General features: G+C 69.6%; 17 protein-coding genes. 7 read left to right on the plus strand and 10 right to left on the minus strand.

Annotated features, from left to right (window positions below; all coding sequences use genetic code 11):
* Positions 1–5: 5 nt before the first annotated feature.
* The 6 genes from ACLQ2Q_RS00960 to ACLQ2Q_RS00985 all read left to right on the plus strand — a co-directional run bounded on the left by ACLQ2Q_RS00960 (position 6) and on the right by ACLQ2Q_RS00985 (position 7,165).
* Complete coding sequence (locus ACLQ2Q_RS00960; RefSeq protein ID WP_425817032.1) at positions 6–1,526, plus strand: ABC transporter ATP-binding protein; 1,521 nt, start codon at positions 6–8, stop codon at positions 1,524–1,526.
* Between the two features lie 41 nt (positions 1,527–1,567).
* The gene (locus ACLQ2Q_RS00965) at positions 1,568–2,896 is read left to right on the plus strand and encodes an ABC transporter permease (RefSeq protein WP_425818569.1); all 1,329 of its coding nucleotides are present in this window, start codon (positions 1,568–1,570) and stop codon (positions 2,894–2,896) included.
* Positions 2,893–4,191 carry an ABC transporter permease gene (locus ACLQ2Q_RS00970; protein ID WP_425817034.1) on the plus strand — a complete coding sequence of 433 codons (1,299 nt, stop codon included), beginning with the start codon at positions 2,893–2,895 and terminating at the stop codon, positions 4,189–4,191. Before ACLQ2Q_RS00965 ends, ACLQ2Q_RS00970 begins: the two co-directional genes overlap by 4 nt.
* A 66-nt stretch (positions 4,192–4,257) precedes the next feature.
* On the plus strand, positions 4,258–4,659 hold the full coding sequence (locus ACLQ2Q_RS00975; RefSeq protein WP_425817036.1) for a cytidine deaminase: 402 nt from the start codon (positions 4,258–4,260) through the stop codon (positions 4,657–4,659).
* A 32-nt stretch (positions 4,660–4,691) separates the two neighbouring features.
* Complete coding sequence (locus ACLQ2Q_RS00980) at positions 4,692–5,987, plus strand: thymidine phosphorylase (RefSeq protein WP_425818571.1); 1,296 nt, start codon at positions 4,692–4,694, stop codon at positions 5,985–5,987.
* Positions 5,988–6,049: 62 nt separating this feature from the next.
* Positions 6,050–7,165 carry an adenosine deaminase gene (locus ACLQ2Q_RS00985; RefSeq protein ID WP_425817038.1) on the plus strand — a complete coding sequence of 372 codons (1,116 nt, stop codon included), beginning with the start codon at positions 6,050–6,052 and terminating at the stop codon, positions 7,163–7,165.
* A gap of 100 nt (positions 7,166–7,265) precedes the next feature.
* On the opposite strand, the gene ACLQ2Q_RS00990 is transcribed toward ACLQ2Q_RS00985, so the two are convergent.
* The 7 genes from ACLQ2Q_RS00990 to ACLQ2Q_RS01020 form a co-directional block, all read right to left on the minus strand.
* A complete protein-coding gene (locus ACLQ2Q_RS00990) occupies positions 7,266–8,051 on the minus strand; it encodes an alpha/beta hydrolase (RefSeq protein ID WP_425818573.1) in 786 nt (261 codons plus the stop codon).
* A 48-nt stretch (positions 8,052–8,099) separates the two neighbouring features.
* Positions 8,100–9,251 carry a mannitol-1-phosphate 5-dehydrogenase gene (locus ACLQ2Q_RS00995; protein ID WP_425817040.1) on the minus strand — a complete coding sequence of 384 codons (1,152 nt, stop codon included), beginning with the start codon at positions 9,249–9,251 and terminating at the stop codon, positions 8,100–8,102.
* Entirely contained in the window at positions 9,248–9,688 is a 441-nt protein-coding gene (locus ACLQ2Q_RS01000; RefSeq protein WP_425817042.1) for a PTS sugar transporter subunit IIA, read from the minus strand. Before ACLQ2Q_RS01000 ends, ACLQ2Q_RS00995 begins: the two co-directional genes overlap by 4 nt.
* A gap of 124 nt (positions 9,689–9,812) precedes the next feature.
* Positions 9,813–11,369: a PTS mannitol transporter subunit IICB gene (locus ACLQ2Q_RS01005; RefSeq protein ID WP_425817044.1), complete on the minus strand. Its 1,557-nt coding sequence runs from the start codon at positions 11,367–11,369 to the stop codon at positions 9,813–9,815.
* Between the two features lie 47 nt (positions 11,370–11,416).
* The gene (gene ptsP / locus ACLQ2Q_RS01010; RefSeq protein ID WP_425817046.1) at positions 11,417–13,087 is read right to left on the minus strand and encodes a phosphoenolpyruvate--protein phosphotransferase; all 1,671 of its coding nucleotides are present in this window, start codon (positions 13,085–13,087) and stop codon (positions 11,417–11,419) included.
* Between the two features lie 12 nt (positions 13,088–13,099).
* On the minus strand, positions 13,100–13,375 hold the full coding sequence (locus ACLQ2Q_RS01015) for an HPr family phosphocarrier protein (protein WP_425817048.1): 276 nt from the start codon (positions 13,373–13,375) through the stop codon (positions 13,100–13,102).
* Between the two features lie 15 nt (positions 13,376–13,390).
* Positions 13,391–13,783: a PTS sugar transporter subunit IIB gene (locus ACLQ2Q_RS01020; protein WP_425817050.1), complete on the minus strand. Its 393-nt coding sequence runs from the start codon at positions 13,781–13,783 to the stop codon at positions 13,391–13,393.
* A gap of 174 nt (positions 13,784–13,957) precedes the next feature.
* On the opposite strand from ACLQ2Q_RS01020, the gene ACLQ2Q_RS01025 reads away from it, so the two are divergent.
* Entirely contained in the window at positions 13,958–15,886 is a 1,929-nt protein-coding gene (locus ACLQ2Q_RS01025) for a BglG family transcription antiterminator (RefSeq protein WP_425817052.1), read from the plus strand.
* A 179-nt stretch (positions 15,887–16,065) separates the two neighbouring features.
* On the opposite strand, the gene ACLQ2Q_RS01030 is transcribed toward ACLQ2Q_RS01025, so the two are convergent.
* The 3 genes from ACLQ2Q_RS01030 to ACLQ2Q_RS01040 form a co-directional block, all read right to left on the minus strand.
* The gene (locus tag ACLQ2Q_RS01030; RefSeq protein WP_425817054.1) at positions 16,066–17,019 is read right to left on the minus strand and encodes a hypothetical protein; all 954 of its coding nucleotides are present in this window, start codon (positions 17,017–17,019) and stop codon (positions 16,066–16,068) included.
* Between the two features lie 279 nt (positions 17,020–17,298).
* On the minus strand, positions 17,299–17,895 hold the full coding sequence (locus tag ACLQ2Q_RS01035; RefSeq protein ID WP_425817056.1) for a GNAT family N-acetyltransferase: 597 nt from the start codon (positions 17,893–17,895) through the stop codon (positions 17,299–17,301).
* 9 nt (positions 17,896–17,904) lie between these two features.
* Complete coding sequence (locus ACLQ2Q_RS01040; RefSeq protein WP_425817057.1) at positions 17,905–19,314, minus strand: MFS transporter; 1,410 nt, start codon at positions 19,312–19,314, stop codon at positions 17,905–17,907.
* Positions 19,315–19,405 lie beyond the last annotated feature (91 nt).

Raw genomic sequence — 19,405 nt, forward strand, 5'->3', positions numbered from 1 at the left:
ACAGTATGAAGCTCGAGCTCCGCGGAATCACCAAGCGGTTCGGCAGTCTCGTCGCCAACGACCACATCGATCTCGTGGTCCAGCCCGGCGAGATCCACGCCCTCCTCGGCGAGAACGGGGCCGGGAAGTCGACCCTGATGAACGTCCTGTACGGGCTCTATCAGGCGGACGAGGGTGAGATCCTCCTCGACGACGCCGTGCAGCGGTTCCGGGGACCTGGCGATGCGATGGCGGCGGGCATCGGCATGGTGCACCAGCACTTCATGCTGATCCCGGTCTTCAGCGTCGCCGAGAACGTCATGCTCGGGCACGAGGACACCAAGGCCCTCGGTTCGCTGGACCTCCCGAAGGCGCGCCAGCATGTGCGTGACGTGGCCAAGCGCTTCGGCTTCCATGTGGATCCGGACGCCCTGGTCGGCGATCTGCCGGTCGGCGTTCAGCAGCGGGTGGAGATCATCAAGGCGCTGTCCCGCGATGCGAAGGTGCTCGTCTTCGATGAGCCCACGGCCGTGCTCACCCCGCAGGAGACCGACGAGCTGATGGCGATCATGCGCCAGCTGCGTGATGAGGGGACCTCGATCGTCTTCATCACCCACAAGCTCCGCGAGGTGCGTGCCGTCGCAGACCGCATCACCGTCATCCGGCTCGGCAAGGTCGTGGGCGAGGCCGCTCCGACGGCGACGAACGCGGAGCTCGCGTCGCTCATGGTCGGCCGCGCCGTCGAACTGACCGTCCACAAGAACGCGCCTCAGATTCGTGATGAAGGCGGTCTCGTGGTGCGCAACCTGCGCGTCCTCACGCCCACTGGCGCGGTCGTCGTCGACGACATCAGCTTCGACGTGCGGCCGGGGGAGGTGCTGGCCGTGGCCGGGGTGCAGGGGAACGGGCAGACGGAGCTGGTCGAGGCGATCGTCGGCCTCGCCGACAAGGTGACCGGCTCGGTGGCACTCGCCGGGGTGGAACTGGTCGGCAGGAGCGTGCGCGGCATCCTCGACGAAGGCGTCGGATTCGTGCCCGAGGACCGGACAGAAGACGGCCTGGTCGGCACGTTCACGGTGGCCGAGAACCTGATCCTCGATCGCTCGGGCGACCGCGCGTTCGTCCGCGGGGGGACGATCCGCAGCGGCGTGCTGAGCGAGTTCGCCGACGAGCGGATCCGCGAATACGACATCCGCACACAGGGCGCCGGGACTCCCGCCGGTGCGCTGTCCGGAGGCAACCAGCAGAAGGTCGTGATCGCGCGCGAGATGAGCCGAGAACTGAAGCTTCTCCTCGCCGCCCAGCCGACGCGTGGCGTGGACGTGGGCTCGATCGAGTTCATTCACAAGCGGATCATCGAGACGCGGGATGCCGGCATCCCCGTGGTCGTCGTCTCGACCGAGCTCGACGAGGTCGTCGCGCTCGCCGACCGGATCGCGGTGATGTACCGCGGCCAGATCGTCGGAATCGTGCCGGGCGACACGCCGCGAGAGACGCTCGGCCTCATGATGGCCGGCGAGAAGCCGGAGGAGGTGGTGGCCGCGTGAACGACGGAACGAGCGGCAGAACGCCCGGAACCGGCGAGCCGATGAAGGGGCTGCCCTCCGACGAGCTGCCACCGGTCTCCGGGCCGCTGACGGGCACGCCCGAGGTCCGTGCCGATGTGGCGGGCGCCGAGGTCACGGGAGCCGATGTTCCCGGCCCCCCGCGCCAGAACGTGTTCATCAAGGACCTTCTCCGGGGCAGCGCCGTCACCACGATCCTCGCCATCGTCGCGGCGATGGTCGTCGGCGGCATCCTGATGGCCATCACCGACGAGGAGGTGCGCGCCGCATCGGTCTACTTCTTCTCGCGCCCCGGCGACACGTTCGCCGCCGTCTGGAGCGCGGTGTACGGAGGGTACGAGGCGCTCTTCCGGGGGGCCGTCTTCAATGCGCGAGTCGCCGACTTCGCGGCGCAGATCCGCCCCCTCACGAACACCCTCGGCTTCGCCGCACCGCTCATCGCCGCGGGCCTCGGAGTCGCATTGGCGTTCCGCGTCGGCCTCTTCAACATCGGCGGCCGCGGTCAGATCCTGATCGCCTGCGCGACCGCGGCGCTGGTGACGTTCAACCTCGACCTGCCGATGATCCTCCAACTGCCCCTCACCCTTGCGGCCGGTATCGCGGGCGGCGCGATCTGGGGTGGCATCGTCGGTGTGCTCAAGGCCCGCACGGGTGCGCACGAGGTCATCCTCACCATCATGCTGAACTACGTCGCGTTCTACCTCGTGACGTGGATGGTCCGCTCGCCGGCGCTGCTGCAGCGCCCCGCGGGTGACCAGCCGATCTCCTCTCCGACGCCGCCGAACGCCCAGTTCCCGGACCTGTTCGGTCCTCGCTTCCCGCTGCTGGACTGGGGGTTCATCCTGGCGATCGCGGCCACGGTGTTCGTGTGGTGGCTCATCGAGCGCTCCAGCCTCGGCTTCCGCCTGCGCGCGGTGGGCGAGAATCCGCACGCGGCCCGCGCATCGGGCATCTCGGTGCAGCGCATGTACATCTACGCGATGCTCTTCGCGGGTGGGCTTGCGGGCCTCGCCGGAATGAACCAGATCCAAGGGGCGGTCACCACCGGATTCGACGGCTACATCGACGCGGGAATCGGGTTCGACGCGATCACGGTCGCTCTCCTCGGCCGCAGCCGCGCGTGGGGCGTGTTCGTCGCCGGCCTGCTCTTCGGAGCACTGAAAGCCGGAAGCTTCACCATGCAGGCATCGCAGGGCATCCCCGTCGACATCGTGCTGGTCGTGCAGTCGCTGATCGTGCTCTTCATCGCGGCGCCCCCGCTGGTGCGGACCATCTTCTTCCTGCCGAAGACGGATGCCGAGAAGGCGGCCAAGGCCAGAGCCAAGGCCGCGAAGAAGGCGGTGTCGGCATGACGGCGCTCGCCCCCACCCCGGCCCCCGTTCCCGCTCCGGATGACGTCATCCAGCTCGCAACCGTGCAGGTGCGGCACTGGAAGCTCGCCATCTCACTGGCAATCGCCACCGTGCTTCTCGGGCTGCTGTTCCTGCTCGTTCCCAGAGACGGCGTCAGCACGTTCCGGCTCGGCGACCCGACGTCATCGATCGCGCTGCCCAACGTCAGCGTGCCGACCGCGGCGACGACGTGGATCGTGTTCGGCGTGCTCGTCCTGCTCACGGCCTGGGCCTTCTGGGATGCATGGGCCTACCGGCGCAGCGGCATCTGGCTGTCCATCGTCTACGGCGTGCTCGCCATGTTCGGCTTCCTGGTGTGGGCGGCCGCGGGCGGGCTCGTGCCGGTCACCGGCCTGCTCTTCGGGGCGCTCTCGCTGTCCATCCCGCTCATCTTCGGTGCGCTGGGAGGCGTCATCGGCGAGCGCGTCGGCGTGGTCAACGTGGCGATCGAGGGCCAGTTCCTCTTCGGCGCCTTCAGCGCCGCGCTTCTCGCGAGCATCACCGGGAACCCCTTCGTGGGGCTCGTGGGCGCGATGATCGGGGGCGTCCTCGTCGCCTTCGTGCTCGCGGCCTTCTCGATCAGGTACCTCGTCGACCAGGTGATCGTCGGTGTCGTCCTGAACGTGCTCGTGACGGGTCTCACCGGCTTCCTCTACGGTGCACTGCTCGTGCCGAATGAGGCCGCGCTCAATCGTCCGGTCCGCTTCACGCGGTGGGAGATCCCGGTCCTCGGCGACATCCCGATCATCGGCCCGGTGCTGTTCAACCAGACCTTCATCGTCTACCTGATGTACGTCACGGTCGCCCTGGTCGCATGGGGCCTGTACCGCACCCGGTGGGGACTGCGCCTGCGCGCCGTCGGCGAGCATCCGCAGGCCGCCGACACGGTCGGCATCAAGGTGAACACATCCCGGTTCTGGAATGTGTCGCTCGCCGGCGCCATCGCCGGCATCGGCGGCGCCTACTTCACCCTGGTCTCGGTCGGCCAATTCTCGAAGGAGATGACCGCCGGGCTCGGCTTCATCGCTCTTGCGGCGGTGATCTTCGGTCGCTGGGACCCGATCCGAGCCACTCTGGCGGCCCTCCTGTTCGGCTTCGCCACCAACCTGCAGAACCTGCTGACGGTGCTCGGGACCCCGATCCCCAGCGAGTTCATGCTGATGCTCCCCTACCTCGTCACGATCATCGCCGTGGCCGGCTTCGCCGGGCAGATACGCGGCCCCGCCGCGGCGGGCAAGCCCTACGTCAAGGGCTGACGTCGTGAATTCATCGCGTGGTGGCATCACCGACTCTTTTGACACCAACCCGAAAGAAGGCCGTCCGTGACCGACATCGACTGGGACGAGCTGCGTGCCGTCGCGACCGAGGCGATGGAGAAGGCCTACGCGCCGTACTCCCGCTTCAGGGTCGGGGCGGCCGCCCTCGTCAGCGACGGGCGGATCGTCTCGGGGTGCAACATCGAGAACGCGTCGTACGGAGTCACCCTCTGCGCGGAGTGTGCCCTCGTCGGCGACCTCTTCATGTCCGGTGGCGGTCAGCTCGTCGCATTCGTGTGCGTCGACGGCGGCGGGGCCACCCTGATGCCGTGCGGCCGGTGCCGGCAGCTGCTCTTCGAGCACGCGATCCCGGGCATGCTGCTCGAGACGGTGTCCGGCATCCGGACCATCGACGAAGTGCTCCCGGATGCCTTCGGACCCCGCGACCTCGAAGAGGCGTCGCGGTGAGCACGGGATCCCTCGACACGGCGTCGATCAGCATGGTGGAGCCGTTCGACGCGGTCGATGTGATCCGCGCGAAGCGCGACGCTTCGCCGGTGCCCGAAGACGCGCTGCGCTGGATGATCGACGCGTACACCCGTGGATACGTGTCCGACGCGCAGATGTCCTCCTTCGCGATGGCCGTGCTGCTCAACGGGATGACCCGCGACGAGATCCGCGTGCTCACCGACGCGATGATCGATTCCGGCGAGCGGATGAGCTTCGAAGGTCTCGGCAAGAAGACGGTCGACAAGCACTCCACCGGGGGCGTCGGCGACAAGATCACGCTCCCGCTCGCGCCGCTGGTCGCCGCGTTCGGTGTCGCCGTGCCGCAGCTGTCCGGCCGGGGCCTCGGCCACACGGGCGGAACGCTCGACAAACTCGAGTCCATCCCGGGCTGGCGGGCGGCGCTTTCGAACGAGGAGCTGTTCGACCAGCTTCGCGATGTCGGAGCCGTCATCTGCGCCGCGGGCTCGGGCCTCGCGCCTGCCGACAAGAAGCTCTACGCGCTGCGGGATGTCACCGGCACCGTGGAGGCGATCCCGCTCATCGCCTCGAGCATCATGTCGAAGAAGATCGCGGAGGGAACGGACGCCCTGGTGCTGGATGTGAAGTTCGGCTCCGGCGCGTTCATGCGCGACATCGACAAGGCGCGCGAACTCGCCCGCACGATGGTCGAGCTGGGCACGGACTCGGGTGTCGCGACGACGGCGCTGCTCACCGATATGAACACGCCCCTCGGGCTTGCGATCGGCAACGCCAACGAGGTGCGCGAGTCGGTCGAGGTGCTCTCCGGCGGCGGACCCGCGGATGTGGTCGAGCTGACCGTGGCCCTCGCGCGGGAGATGCTCGCCCTGGCCGGTCAGCCCGATGCCGACGTCGAAGCCGCGCTGGCCGATGGGCGGGCGATGGACTCTTGGCGGGCCCTCATCGGCGCCCAGGGCGGGGATCCGGATGCCGCGCTTCCCGCACCCCGCGAGACCCAGACGGTCGTGGCCGACCGCGACGGAGTGGTCGATCGCATGGAGGCGCTGCCCTTCGGAATCGCGGCCTGGCGCCTCGGCGCCGGGCGCGCCCGCGCGCAGGACCCCGTCATCCACGCCGCGGGCATAGACCTGCACGTGAAGCCAGGCGATGCGGTGAGCGCCGGTCAGCCGCTGTTCACGCTGCTCGCCGACGACCCGTCGCGGTTCGGCCGGGCACTCGGCGCCCTCGACGGCGCATGGGGCATCGGCGACGCGGAGACGACGACGCTCGCCCGCGGTCCGCTGGTGCGCGAGCGCATCTCGGTCTGATCGACCCGCGCACGTCGCCGAGCACTTCCCTTCCACGAAGCTTCCCCAACAAAGGAGACACCATGTCGATCGACCAGGCCGGGGACCCGCGCGTCCAGGGGACCTCTCTCCGCTCACTGCCCAAGATCTCGCTGCACGACCACCTCGACGGTGCGGTCCGGCCCGCGACGATCATCGAGCTGGCCGACGCCATCGGCCTCGACGTGCCGGAGACCGACCCCGCGGCCCTCGCCGACTGGTTCTCGCTGAAGAGCGATTCCGGGTCGCTGGTCGAGTACCTGAAGACGTTCGACCTGACGACCGCGGTCATGCAGACCCGCGAGGGACTGACCCGCGTCGCCCGGGAGTTCGTGCAGGACCTCGTCGAGGACGGCGTCATCTACGGCGAGGTGCGCTGGGCGCCCGAGCAGCACCTCGCGGGCGGCCTCTCGCTGGAGGAAGCGGTGGAAGCGGTTCAGGCGGGGATCGAGGAGGCGGAGGACGGCGCGGAGCGCGGCGGTCGCGGCATCCGCGTCGGCCAGCTCATCACCGCGATGCGGCACACCGATCGCTCCCTCGAGATCGCGAGGCTCGCCGTGGCGTACCGCGGCCGTGGTGCGGCCGGCTTCGATATCGCCGGGCCGGAGGACGGCTTCCCGCCGTCACGGCACCGCGAGGCATTCGACTATCTGGCGTCCGAGTTCTTCCCCGTCACCGTGCACGCGGGGGAGGCCGCGGGGCTCGACTCGATCCGTTCGGCCCTTCTCGACGGACGGGCGCTGCGCCTCGGGCACGGCGTGCGCATCGCCGAGGACCTCGAGGTGGTCTCGCGCTCGGGAGAAGAGGTCATGGTGCAGTTCGGCGACCTCGCCCGGTGGGTGCGCGACCGGGAGATCCCGCTCGAGCTGTCGCCGTCATCCAATCTGCAGACCGGGGCGATCGCGGCGTGGGGCACGGAGCTCAGCGATCACCCCTTCGACCTGCTCTACCAGCTCGGATTCGCCGTGACGGTCAACGTCGACAACCGGACGATGAGCCGCACGTCGCTGACCAGGGAGCTGGGGCTTCTCGTCGACACGTTCGAGTACGACCTCGATGACATCGAGACCTTCCAGCTCAACGCCGCGGCGGGTGCGTTCCTCCCCGTCGAGGAGCGCGAGGAGCTGATCGACCTGATCGTCGACGGCTTCGACGCCTGACAGCATTCGGATGCGCCCCGCGCATAGTGCGGCAGATGTCGCCGCCATGGCGGGTGTCAGCCAGGCCACCGCGCAGAGGGGGCTCAACGGCTGATCGCCTTCACTGCTGCAGCAGGAAGGGCGCCAGCGCGTCCGTGATCTGCGCGCGCATCTCCTCGGCCGGGATCGTCGCCTCGCCGTCGCCGGGCTGCGGCCCGTAGGCGCCGAACCCCGCGTGGTTGCCGCCCTCGATCACGACGAAGATCACGTCGGCGGGCAGCAGGCCGGCGGCGGCATCCACCTTCTCGGTCGTGGACAGGCCGTCCTCGGTCGCCGAGATGCTGAGCGCGGCCAGCCCCGAGTCGGAGAGGTCGTTCGCGCAGTAGCTGGCGAAGAGCACCAGTCCCGCGGTGCCCTCCGCGAGCTGGCACGCTCGGACGCCGCCGAGGGAGTGCCCGCCGACGAACCACTCGTCGACCTCTGGAGCGAGCTCGGTGAACGTGGACAGCGGGCGGAAGTCGAAGAAGGCGAGGTTGAGCGTCGGCTTCGTGATCACGACGGTGGCGCCCTCTTCGACCGCACCGACCAGCGTCGACGCATAGGCGACGGCGTCCACCTTGGCGCCGGGGATGAAGACCAGCCCGGTCTCCGATTCTCCGGATGCCGGCGCCAGCACCCACGCGGGGCCCGCATCCGTCAGCGTCACGTCCGGGTTCTCCTGCACCTCTCCGAGCGCGTCGGGTTCTGCGCCCATCACGCCGACATAGGCGTAGACCAGGAATCCGACCACGAGCAGCAGGATCAAGGCGCCGAGCGCACCGAGCACCCCCGCGAGAACCCTGCGGGCGCGGCGCTTGCGCGGCGCCGGCTGTGCGGCGGTCGCCGGCGGCGCGGATGCCGGATCCATGGGTGCGTCGTAGGGACGGGGCGAGGAGTCGGCGGTCACTGAGTCAGGCTACGCGAGCTCAGACTGCCGCTGCTCCACGAGAGCCTTTACGCGCGGGAACAGCGGGTGCGACGGCTCGAGGCCGGTCACCTCGGCCGTGAAGGCTGCGGCATCCGATTCGCGAAGCATGCGCTCCAGGTCGACCGCCTGCGGGTCCTCTGAGTCGTCGAACGCCAGCGCCGCCCCCATGGCGCCGAGCAGGGCGTCCACGCCGAGGCCGCGCTCCGACGCCTCCGCCGCCGGGCCGACGAAGCGCTCGTGCCGCGACAGCTTGCGCAGCGGCTGCCGACCGACCCGCCACACCGTGTCGGGCAGCGCGGGGTTGCGGAACCGCTGAAGGATCGTCGCCCGATACTCGGCGAGGTCGGCCGGATCCAGCCCGTGCTTTGCGGCGAGAAGGGCGGATGTCTCCTCCAGGGCTGCCGCGACGCGGACGGCGATCGACTCGTCGGCGAGGGCGTCGGAGATCTTCTCGACCCCCGCCTGCGCTCCGAAGTACGCCGTCGCGGCATGTCCGGTGTTGACGGTGAAGAGCTTGCGCTCGATGTAGGGAGCCAGCTCGCCGACGAAGTGCGCCCCCGGGATGCGGGGCGGGTCGTCGCCGAACGGCGGTCGCTCGATGGCCCACTCGTAGAACGGCTCGACCGTGACGTCGATGCCCTCGCCGGGGTCCTGAGCAGGAACGATCCGGTCGACCGCCGTGTTGGCGAACACCGCTCGCGAAGCGAGGCCGTCCCACGAGTCACCGGCCTGCGTCCGGATCTCGTCCTGCAGCAGGTCGGTCGCATCGATGGCGTTCTCGCACGCCATGATCTGCAGCGGGGAGGCCGACGGATCCCGCATGGCGAGGCCGGCCAGCACGAGCGGGGCGACGAACCTGAGGATCGTCGGACCGACGGCGGTCGTCACGACGTTCGCGGTCGCGATCTCTTCGATGACGTCCTGCGCATGCGTCGCGCTGTTGAGAGCGCGAAACCCCGTGACGACCTTGTCGACGCCCCCATCGCCCACCTCGTGCACGGTGTAGGACGAGTGCGCATTGATCGCGTCGACCAGGTTGGCGGCGACATCCGAGAAGACCAGCTCGTAGCCGCCCTCGTGCAGCAGCAGTCCGACGAACCCCCGGCCGATGTTTCCCGCGCCGAAGTGGACGGCCTTCATGACTCGTTGACCGCGCTCAGGATGCCGTACAGCTCCTCGGGGGTGCCCGCGTTCTTGAGACGCGCGACGTCGTCGTCGTCGGAGAAGAGGAGCGCGATCTGGGAGAGGATCTCGAGGTGCTCGTCGCCCTTGCCCGCGATGCCCACCACGAACGTGACCGGCTCGCCGCCCCAGTCCACGCCGCCGTCGTAGCGGACGACCGACAGGGCCGAGCCGAGGATGGTGTTCTTCGTCTCGTTCGTGCCGTGCGGGATGGCGAGCTCGTTGCCCATGTAGGTCGAGACGGTCTCCTCCCGCTGCTGCATCGCGTCGAAGTATCCGCTCGTGACCGCACCCGCCGCCTCGAGGATGTCGGCCGCCTCTCTCATCGCCTCTTCCCGCGTGGCGCTGCCGGAGTGGATGCGGACCTGTCCGACTGCGAGGACGTCGCGTGCCATGGTGTTGCCTTTCTCTCGATGGATGCGGCGCTCAGCGCCGCTTCGCCGCGCTCATTGCCGGCGGATGGAAAGGGCCACGGGGCCGGGGGCATCGCGCCGCCCGGCCCCGCAGCGGTCTTATCGCCTACGCACCATCCTTGTGCTGGGCGCGCACGAGGTCTACGACCTCCTCGTACTTCGGCGAGTTCATGAAGTTGTCGACCGAGACGTGCACGGAGTTCGGCGTCTGCTGGCGAGCGCGGTCGGTCAGCTGGTTCTGCGTGATCACGAGATCGGCGGACTTGTCGAGCGCCGCGATCGCCTTGTTCACGACCGTGACGTCTTCGATGCCCGCCTTCTTGATCTTGTTGCGCAGCACGCTCGCGCCCATCGCGGATGACCCCATGCCGGCGTCGCACGCGAAGACGATGTTCTTGATCTGGCGCTCGGTCATCACCGCGGGCTCGATGCCGCCGCCCGCCGCGCTCGCCGCTCCTCCGCGAAGACCGCCGAGAGCGTCGGACGACTTGCCCTTGGCGGCCTCGGTCTGGGTGATGGCCGCGCCGAACGCGTCATCGGTGGCAGCCATCGCCTCGAGGTCGCGCGTCCGCGAGGCTCGGAGGATGAGCGCCGTCAGGACGAAAGTGACTGCGGCAGCGAGGATCACCGACAGGATGACGGCGAAATACGCCCCCGTGGCCGTCTGGGCGAGCACCGCGAAGATGCTGCCTGGGGCCGCCGGAGCGCGAAGCGCGCCGCCGAGCAGCATGTTCGTGGTGACGCCGGTCGCGCCGCCCGCGATGAGAGCAAGGATGACCATCGGCTTCATGAGCGCGTACGGGAAGTACACCTCGTGGATGCCGCCGAAGAACTGGATCACGGCGGCGCCCGGAGCCGAGGCGCGCGCGGCCCCGATGCCGAAGAAGGTGAACGCCAGCAGCAGACCCACACCCGGACCGGGGTTCGCCTCGAGAAGGAAGAGGATCGAGGAGCCGTCGTCCGCCGCCTGCTGGATGCCCAGGGGCGTCAGCACGCCGTGGTTGATGGCGTTGTTGAGGAACAGCACCTTGGCCGGCTCGATGATGATGCTCGTCAGAGGCAGCAGATTCATCTCCACGAGCCAGTCCACCGCATTACTGAGAACCCGCATGAGGCCGTTGACGAGCCAGGCGACGGGGTAGAACCCGACGACGGCCATGACGAAGCCCCAGATGCCGGCGGAGAACATGTTGACGAGCATCTCGAAGCCCGCCTTGATCTTGCCCTCCCAGAGGCTGTCGAGCCACTTCATGGTGTACGCCGCGAGCGGCGCCATGATCATCGCGCCGATGAACATGTGCACCTGTCCGAGTTGGTTGTCCTCGGGCAGGGTCGCGTTGATCTGCGCGATGAGGAAGTCCGATCCTGCGATCGCACCCATGACGCCGATCGAGGCTACGACGCCGCCTCGCACGCCGTAGACGATGTTGCCACCGGTGTAGGCGATGATGATCGGCAGCAGGTAGTGGATGAACGGACCGACGATGGTCGCGAGGTCCGCGTTGGGGGTCCACCCCACCTGGATGAAGAACGCGGTGAAGATGCCCCACGCGATGAGCGCGGGGATGTTCGGCATGATCATGCCGGAGAGGTAGGTACCGAAGCGCTGGACTCCGACCCGTGCCCGGCTGGTGCCCTTTACGGGCGTCGACGCCGTTGTCATTTGCTGTGTCTCCCTTGGTGTGAGTTTTCTGCGGCCGCGTCGGCGGCCTATCGGGTCGCGGCCTCTTGCGCCGCGGTTCTTGCGGTCGCCGCGTCATCCGCGGCGAGGGCGGCCTCGGCGATGCGGCGAGCATCCTCGAGGGAGTGTTGGAGGAGGGTGGCCCGCACGTCGGCGAGCGCGGTGGGAGCCATCGACAGAGTCGTGGCACCGAGCCCGACGAGCACGACGGCGAGCAGCGGATCGGCCGCCGCCTCCCCGCAGATGCCGACGGGCTTGCCGAGGCTCTGTCCTGCGGCGCCCACCTCGCGAATGAGGCGGAGCACCGCGGGGTGCCACGGGTCCTGGAACGAGGCCACCGAGCCCAGCAGGCGGTCGGCGGCGAGCGTGTACTGCGTCAGGTCGTTGGTGCCGATGGAGGCGAAATCGGCGTACTTGAGCACGCGGTCCGCCAGCAGGGCGCTGGAGGGCACCTCGACCATCACGCCGGCGGTCTTCACGCCGTAGTCGCGGGCGAGGGTGACGAAGTACTCGGTCTCCTCGACCGTGGCCACCATCGGAGCCATCACCCACAGGTCGGCCCCGCCCCCGTTCGCCCTGGTGGCGGCATCCGCTTCTGCCAGCGCGGTCAGCTGCTCTCGGAGGATGTCCTCACTGGCGCGCAGCGCGCGGATTCCGCGGAGTCCGAGGGCCGGGTTCTCCTCGTGAGCGTCGTTCAGGAACGGGAGCGGCTTGTCGGCTCCGGCATCCAGCACCCGCACGACGACCTTCTGGCCCGGGAAGGCCGCGAGCAGCTTCTCGTATGAGACGCGCTGCTGCTCGATCGTCGGCGCCTGGCTGGAGCTGAGGAAGAGGAACTCGGTGCGGAACAGCCCGACGCCCTCGGCGCCGAGGGCCACGGCATCCACGGCCCCGTCGGGGTTTCCGAGGTTCGCGAGCAGCGGGACCTTCGTGCCGTCCGCGAGCGCTCCGTCGGTGATGGGGGCGGACGCCGCGGATGCCCTGGCCGCCGCGCGGTTCTGCGCCCGGTCGAGCTCCTCGGCGGTCGGCTCCGTCGTCACGACGCCGCTGGCGGCATCCACGATCACCGTCTGGCCCTCGAGCAGGCCCTTCGCCCCCACGGCGCCGACGACGGCGACGATGGACTTCTCGCGAGCGAGGATCGCGGTGTGCGAGGTGGGACCGCCCTCGGTCGTGATGAGCGCGAGCACCTTGTCGAGATCGAGCAGCGCCGTGTCGGCCGGCGCGAGGTCCTTCGCCACCAGCACGAACGGATGCCCCGGGTCGGGCACACCGGGGGCCGGTACTCCGCGAAGCCTCGCGATGACGCGCTGGGCGACATCGTCGAGGTCCGCAGCCCGCTCACCGAGATAGCCCCCCATCGCAGTGAGCGTGTCTCGGAACGACGCGAATGCGTCGTACACGGCCCACTCGGCCGTCCTGCCCTGCGCGAGGCGGGCGTCGATCTCGGTTTCGAGCGATGGATCCTCGGCCATCATCGCCTGCGCTTCGAGCACGTCCTGGGCCGCACCGCCGGCCAGCGCGCCCCGCTGCTCCAGCTCGCGGGCGACCACCCCGACGGCCTCCCGCACCCGCGTGGTCTCCTCCTCGAGCGTGCGCTCGCTGGGTGCGTCGCTGGGAGCGGGCAGCGGCTCCGCCATCCGTGCGACGGGACCCTGGGCGACGCCCAGGCCGATGCCGACACCTCTCAATTCAGCCATGCGCGGGTCGTCTCACTCGGCGTCGTGGTCGGTGGTGAGCAGCTCTGACAGGGTGTCGAGCGTCGCCTCGGCCCCGTCGCCCTCGGTGCTCAGCGTGACGTAGTCGCCCTGCTCGACGCCGAGCGAGATGACGCCGAGGATGCTGGCCGCGTTCACCGGCTTGCCGGAGTCCTTGGCCACCGTCACCGTCAGCCCGGAGTCCTTGGCAGCCTGGGCGAACATCTTGGCCGGGCGGGCGTGCAGGCCATGCGAAGAGCCGATGCGCACGGTGCGGGTGACGGCGGTCATGGTGTTCCTTCCTGATCAGCGGGATGCCGCGGCGGCGGCGTCGTCTGGGTCTTCTACGACGGCTTCGCCGTCTGGGTCTTCTACGACGGCTTCGCCGTCTGGGTCTTGTGCGACGGCCGCGCGCACCAGGGCGAGCGTGCGGGTGCCGTCGAGGTCTGTGAAGATATCGTCCGGCAGGAGCACGATCTTGGCGCCACGCCAGTCGGCGTCGTGTTGGATGCGGTCCATGGCATGCGCCATGTGCGGCCCCACCAGCACCATGTCGGCCGAGTCGAGGTCGATCGGCAGGGACTGCTCGGTGCCGGCGAAGGCGAGGTACGGCAGTCCCTCGGCCTGGGCGGCGTGACGCACGCGCTGCGCCACGAAAGTACTGGACGCACCGGCACCGCACACCACGAGGATCCTCATCGATCGCCTTCCCACTTCGGCCATTCTTGTGAAAAGGCTGAGAGGGGACAACCACGACGCTTTCCTCCCGGGCGGAAAGGCGGCCCCACGGTGGCGCCGCGATCGGGCTGGTGCCCTCCCGCCGCGTGGTTGACTAGCACCCAACCCGTACGCAGCGAAGCGAGAGGACGGACGGTGACGAGAGAGCGACAGGACCGCCTCCTGTCGCTGCTGGTCCGTGACAACGACTGGGCCACCGCCGCCACGCTCGCAGACGCCCTCGGAGTGACGCCCCGCAGCATCCGCTCGTATGTGACGGCGCTGAACTCCCGCACGCCGACCGGCGACGCGATCGAGTCGGGTCCGCAGGGGTATCGGGCGCATCGGCCGGCCGTCGCCGCTCTTCGCGCCGCCGGCGGTCAAGACTCGTCGACCCCGCGGGACCGGCTGCACTTCGTCGTCCGCGCCCTGCTCGACGCGGACGACGGCATCGACGTCTTCCAGACCGCCGACGGGCTCCACGTGAGCGCGGCGACCCTGGAGGCGGACCTCGCGCGGGTGCGGGCTCTGCTCGGCGGCACCGGTCTGACCCTCGAGCGCTCGGCGGCGCGTGGCCGGCTTCGGGGGACGGAGGTCGCGCAGCGGCGCCTGCTCAGCCGCTTGGCGCACGACGAGATGGACGAGGGCGCCTTCGACCTCGAGGCGCTCCGGCGCACGCTCGGATCCGGCGCGATCGACCCCGACGCGTTCGGGCCGTTCAAGACCGCGCTCGTCGCCGACCTCGGCGCGCTCGGCTACTTCGTCAACGAGTACGGCATCTCGGATGTCGTGATGCACATCGCGATCGCCGCCGACCGGGTCTCGCGCAACCGGGCGCTCGAGGCGGTGCACGTCGACCCACAGCCCGCGCAGGCGGCGATCGCCGACATCCTGGGCGCGCTCACCGAGCGCTACTTCGGCGTCACCCTGGGCGAGGGGGACCGCCAGCATCTCGCGACGCTCGTGCTGACGCGCGTGGTCGCACCGGGAGCATCCGCACCGGCAGGGATGGCCAAGGCGCGCCTCGAGCCCGCGGTGGAGCAGGCGGTGCGCGAGGTCGTCACGGGGGCGGCGGCGGAGTTCCTCGTCGACATCGAGCACGAGGACTTCATCCTGCGTCTCGCGCTGCACGTGCAGAACCTGACGCACCGCGCGAGGGAGCAGGCGTGGTCGCGCAACCCGCTGACCAAGTCGATCAAGTCGACGTATCCGATGATCTTCGAGGTCGCCGTCTACATCGCCAGCGGACTGCAGGAGCGGCTCGGCGTGCCGATCCTCGACGATGAGATCGCATACATCGCCATGCACGTCGGCGGGCGCCTGGAGCGCAGCCGCCGCGCCGACTCGCTGCTCTCGGCGACGATCGTCTGCCCCGGCTACTACGAGCTGCACGAGCTGCTGCGATCCAGCGTGGACCGCTCGCTCGGCCAGGCCGTGGAGGTCGTCGGCGTGGAGACCCGCGTCGACCCCGACTGGAACTCGATCGACACCGACCTGGTGCTCACCACGATCGATCCTCCGACGCCGTCGGAGAGGATCGTCCGCATCCAGCCGTTCCTCACCGACGCCGACGTCGAGCGGGTCACGGCCGCCGCGGGGCGTGTGCGCCGCGGGCGGCGCCTCGCGCGCCTGCGGGCGGAGCTCGAGCGCTATCTCGACGCTTCGGCGTTCGTGCGCGGCCTCGACGGCACAGCGGGCGAGGAGGCCGTCATCCGGCACCTCGGCGGTCTGCTGGTCGCGCAGGGCGTGATCGACGACGGCTACGTCGAGCGGACGATCGAGCGCGAGCGGATGTCGTCCACGGCGTTCACCGATGCGCTCGCCGTGCCGCACGCGCTGGGGATGACGGCGACGCGCACCTCGATCGCGATCGGCATCGGCGAGCAGTCGATCCCGTGGGGAGAGGCGCGCGTGCAGGTCGTGGCGCTGGTCGCCTTCAGCGAGAGCGATCGCGCCGCGTTCCAGACGGTGTTCGAGCAGCTGGTCGAGGTCTTCTCGGAGCGCGACAGCGTGCAGCGGATCGTCCGCCGCGGTGTCGATTTCGCCGGCTTCCTCGACGAACTCGTCGCCGTCATCGACGGCTGAGGGGCGGGACCCTTCGCCCGCGGCGGGCCGAATTCTCCCACAGGTGGCCCTGCGCTGCCCCCGTCCGGCCCTTCCTCTGGCGAGCCGGGTTTGGGGCGCGATCCCTCCGGTGGGGCGCGCGCGGTGCGCCCCGATGTCGCTGATGCGCCCCAAACAGAAGGATCAGAGCGCCGGTCGGCTCACGAGGGCGGTCGGATGCCGAAGGCGACGAGCCGATCGGCCAGAGTCTGTGCGGTGCGGATGTGCGGCCATCCCCAGCGCACGAAGCGGAGCTGGCTCTTGCCGCGGATCCAATCCTCGCGCTGCTTCTCGCGGTCGAAGACCTCTGCCGTCGTCCTGCCGTCGCGTAGCTGTCCGTCGGTGTACTTCAGGGCGCCGTCGAACTCGGCGAGGGCCCCGACATCGTCGAGTCCGAAATCCGCGTAGTAGTTCGTGCCGCCGGGTCCGGACACCCGAACCTGAAGGCGGACACGACGAAAGCCGAGCTCGTGGAGGCGAATCCGGCTGATGCTTTCGCCGGGCAATTGGGCTCTGCCGTCCGCGAAGGCGAGGACGCGTTCGGCTTGCGTTCGTCCGTGCGCGGACCTGCGGGCGATGTCGCGTGCGGTCTTCCGGAACTCATTCGCTCGGTCGAGGAGATACTCGCCCGGCCTTGGGACGCACAGCGCTCTGAGAGCGGCATCCGTGACAGCCACCGCCTGCTCGAACGTCCCCGTGCGCGCCATGTCGGCCACCGTGCGGTCGAGCGATGTGCACCGCAGACCGTCGATCTCCACGACATCCTCGTTCCGAAGCTCGCCCCTATGGCGCACGGCTCCGGCTGCCGCTCCCGGTCGCTCCGCGCTGACGATGACGTGCACAGCGTCCGTGCGCGGATGGAACAGAGGCAGGCGGTGTGCCGCCGCGGCGGTCTCGTGAGAGAAGACGGGCGGGACTTTCGACACAAGGGCAAGCGCCCGGGCGCGGGCGACGAGTCGCGTCTCCGGTGTTGCGGCCGCCCACGTCTCTCCATCGGCGTAGATCCCGGGTCGCACCCGCACGAGGCGCTGCGCGGCGACGGCGCTCGCGACTGCACGGGGTGAGTGCCCCATCGCGAGCTGTTCGTCGTAGCGGTGTAGGCGGACGGCGCTCATTGCTGAACTGTGCCGCCTCGGTCCCGGCGCGCGGGCACACCGGGGCATCCCCGTGCAGGGTGGGATCGCGGGGTCCGCTGTGCAGGAAGCGATGCCCGCTCCGTTGACGCGGGATCGCGGGGTCCGCTATCCGACGCGCCGCCGGGTTGGTTCGGGGCGCGATCGCTCCGCCGGGGCGCGATTGATGCGCCCCGATGAAGGGAATGCGCCCCAAACCCGATGGAAGGATGAGAAGAGGACGATGAGCGAGTCGGCGGACCTCGAGGGGCGATGAACGCCCTAGCTCCGCTCGGCGGCGAGACGCGCCCGCAGCCCGGTGCGGACGGCCGGCCACTCCGACTCGATGATCGAGAAAACCACCGTGTCGCGCAGCGACCCGTCGGGCATGATCCGGTGGTTGCGCAGCACGCCGTCCTGCTTCGCGCCGAGCCGCTCGATCGCCGCGCGCGACCGGTGGTTCAGCCAGTGGGTGCGAAACTCCACGGCGATCGCGTCGCACGATTCGAACGCGTGCGTGAGGAGGAGGAGCTTCGCCTCGCTGTTGACCGCGCTGCGCTGGGACGAGGGGGCGATCCAGGTGTAGCCGATCTCGACGTGCCGGTTGGGCTGGTCGATGCTGCAGAACGTCGTCATGCCGACGACCCGGTCATCCGAGAGTCGCCGGATGGCCCACGGATTCATCGTGCCCTCGGCGAGTCGGGCGAGCCGGCTCTCGATCTCGGCCGGGATGCCCTCCGGCCGCGGAATCCACGTGTACCAGAGGTCTTCCATGCCCGGCTCGGCGGCCGCGACGCGGAGTCCGTGGGCGTGGGCCTGCGACAGTGACTCGAGGCGGACGTGCGTCCCCTCGAGCGTGGCCGGTTCGATGAACTGCACGCACCGAGCCTAGCCGCGGCGGGTCCTCTCCTCATCGGCCTCGGCGGCCGAGGGCTGTTCCTCCGCCTCGGTGGAGTCACCCGCCGCGAACGCCGCCGCCGAAGCCTCCGCGCCGGTCGAGTCGCTCCGCGCCGAGGCGGCGTGTGCGGCGGCGACGGCCCGCCGGCCGGACGGCAGCCACACGGCGAGCGCCACGACGATGAACGTGAGGATGCCGGCGGCGATCAGCACCCACTCCACCGGCACGATGTCGGCGAGGGGACCGAAGACCAGCATCCCGACCGGCATCGCGACGGCCATCACGATGCCGACGAAGCCGAAGACCCGGCCCTGCCGATCGGGTTCCACGGTCTCCTGGAGGATCGTCATCGATGGGGTGGAGAAGAAGGGCACCGCGAGCCCGCAGATCAGCATGAACCCGTAGAAGACCCAGACGTTCGGTGAGAGTCCGAGCCCGATCGAGATGGCGCCGAACGCCAGCGACGACACGATGATCATCGTGATGCGGTTCTTCATCCCGCCCCAGACGGCGATCACGAGGCCGCCGACGACCATTCCGATGCTGAAGGAGATCTCGAGCAGCGTGAGCAGCCAGGCATCCGTGTCTGCGACGCCCGTGCTGAAGGATCGCTCGATCATCAGCGGCGTCAGGTAGCTCGGCGCGACCGTCAGCACGAAGACGATGGCGAAGAGCACGAGGAACCACCGAACGAACGCGTGTCCTGCCACGTAGCGCACCCCCTCGCGGAGGTCCGCCATGTACGACGGGCGCTCGCCCGAGAACGTCCGGACCAGGGGCGGCACCGAGATGGTCGCGAGGATGGCGATGCCGATCGCCGCCGTGATGACATCGACCCAGAAGATCGCGACGAGCGACGCGGCCACGTACAGGGCGCCCGCCGCGGCCGGCGCCAGCAGCATCATGCCCGACTGGATGGCCCCGTTGACGCCGTTGACGCGCATCAGCTTGTCGGTCGGGACGATCTGCGGGATGAACGCCGACACCGCGGGGGTCTGGATGCCGGCGCCGACCGAGCGGATGGCCAGGGTCAGGAAGATCAGCCACAGCTCGTAGTAGCCCGCCATGAGCACTACGGCGAGCACCAGGGTGGACACGGCGATGGCGCCGTCGGCTCCCATGATCAGGTACTTGCGATTGTGCCGGTCGGCCCAGACGCCGGCGAACACCGAGACGATCGCCTGCGGCAGGAAGCCGAAGACGGCGACAAGCGCCATCATGCCGCCGGAGCCGGTCTCCAGGACGATGTGCCACATCACGGCGTACTGCACCAGCATCGACCCGAACAGCGTCACCGTCTGCCCGCCGAGGAAGAGCACGATGTGCCGCCGCCAGTGCGGGCGGTCGGCCTCATCCGCCTGCGCGACACCCGGCCCCGCAGCGGCGCCGTCGTCGGTCATGGTCCGTCCCTTCGCGTGCGCGGTCGCGAGCGCGACTCCGGGAAGTCAAGCACGGACCGGCGACACCGGGGAAGCGCCCCTCGCCGGCCCG

The organism is Microbacterium sp. DT81.1, assembly GCF_049844955.1.
Classification (GTDB): domain Bacteria; phylum Actinomycetota; class Actinomycetes; order Actinomycetales; family Microbacteriaceae; genus Microbacterium.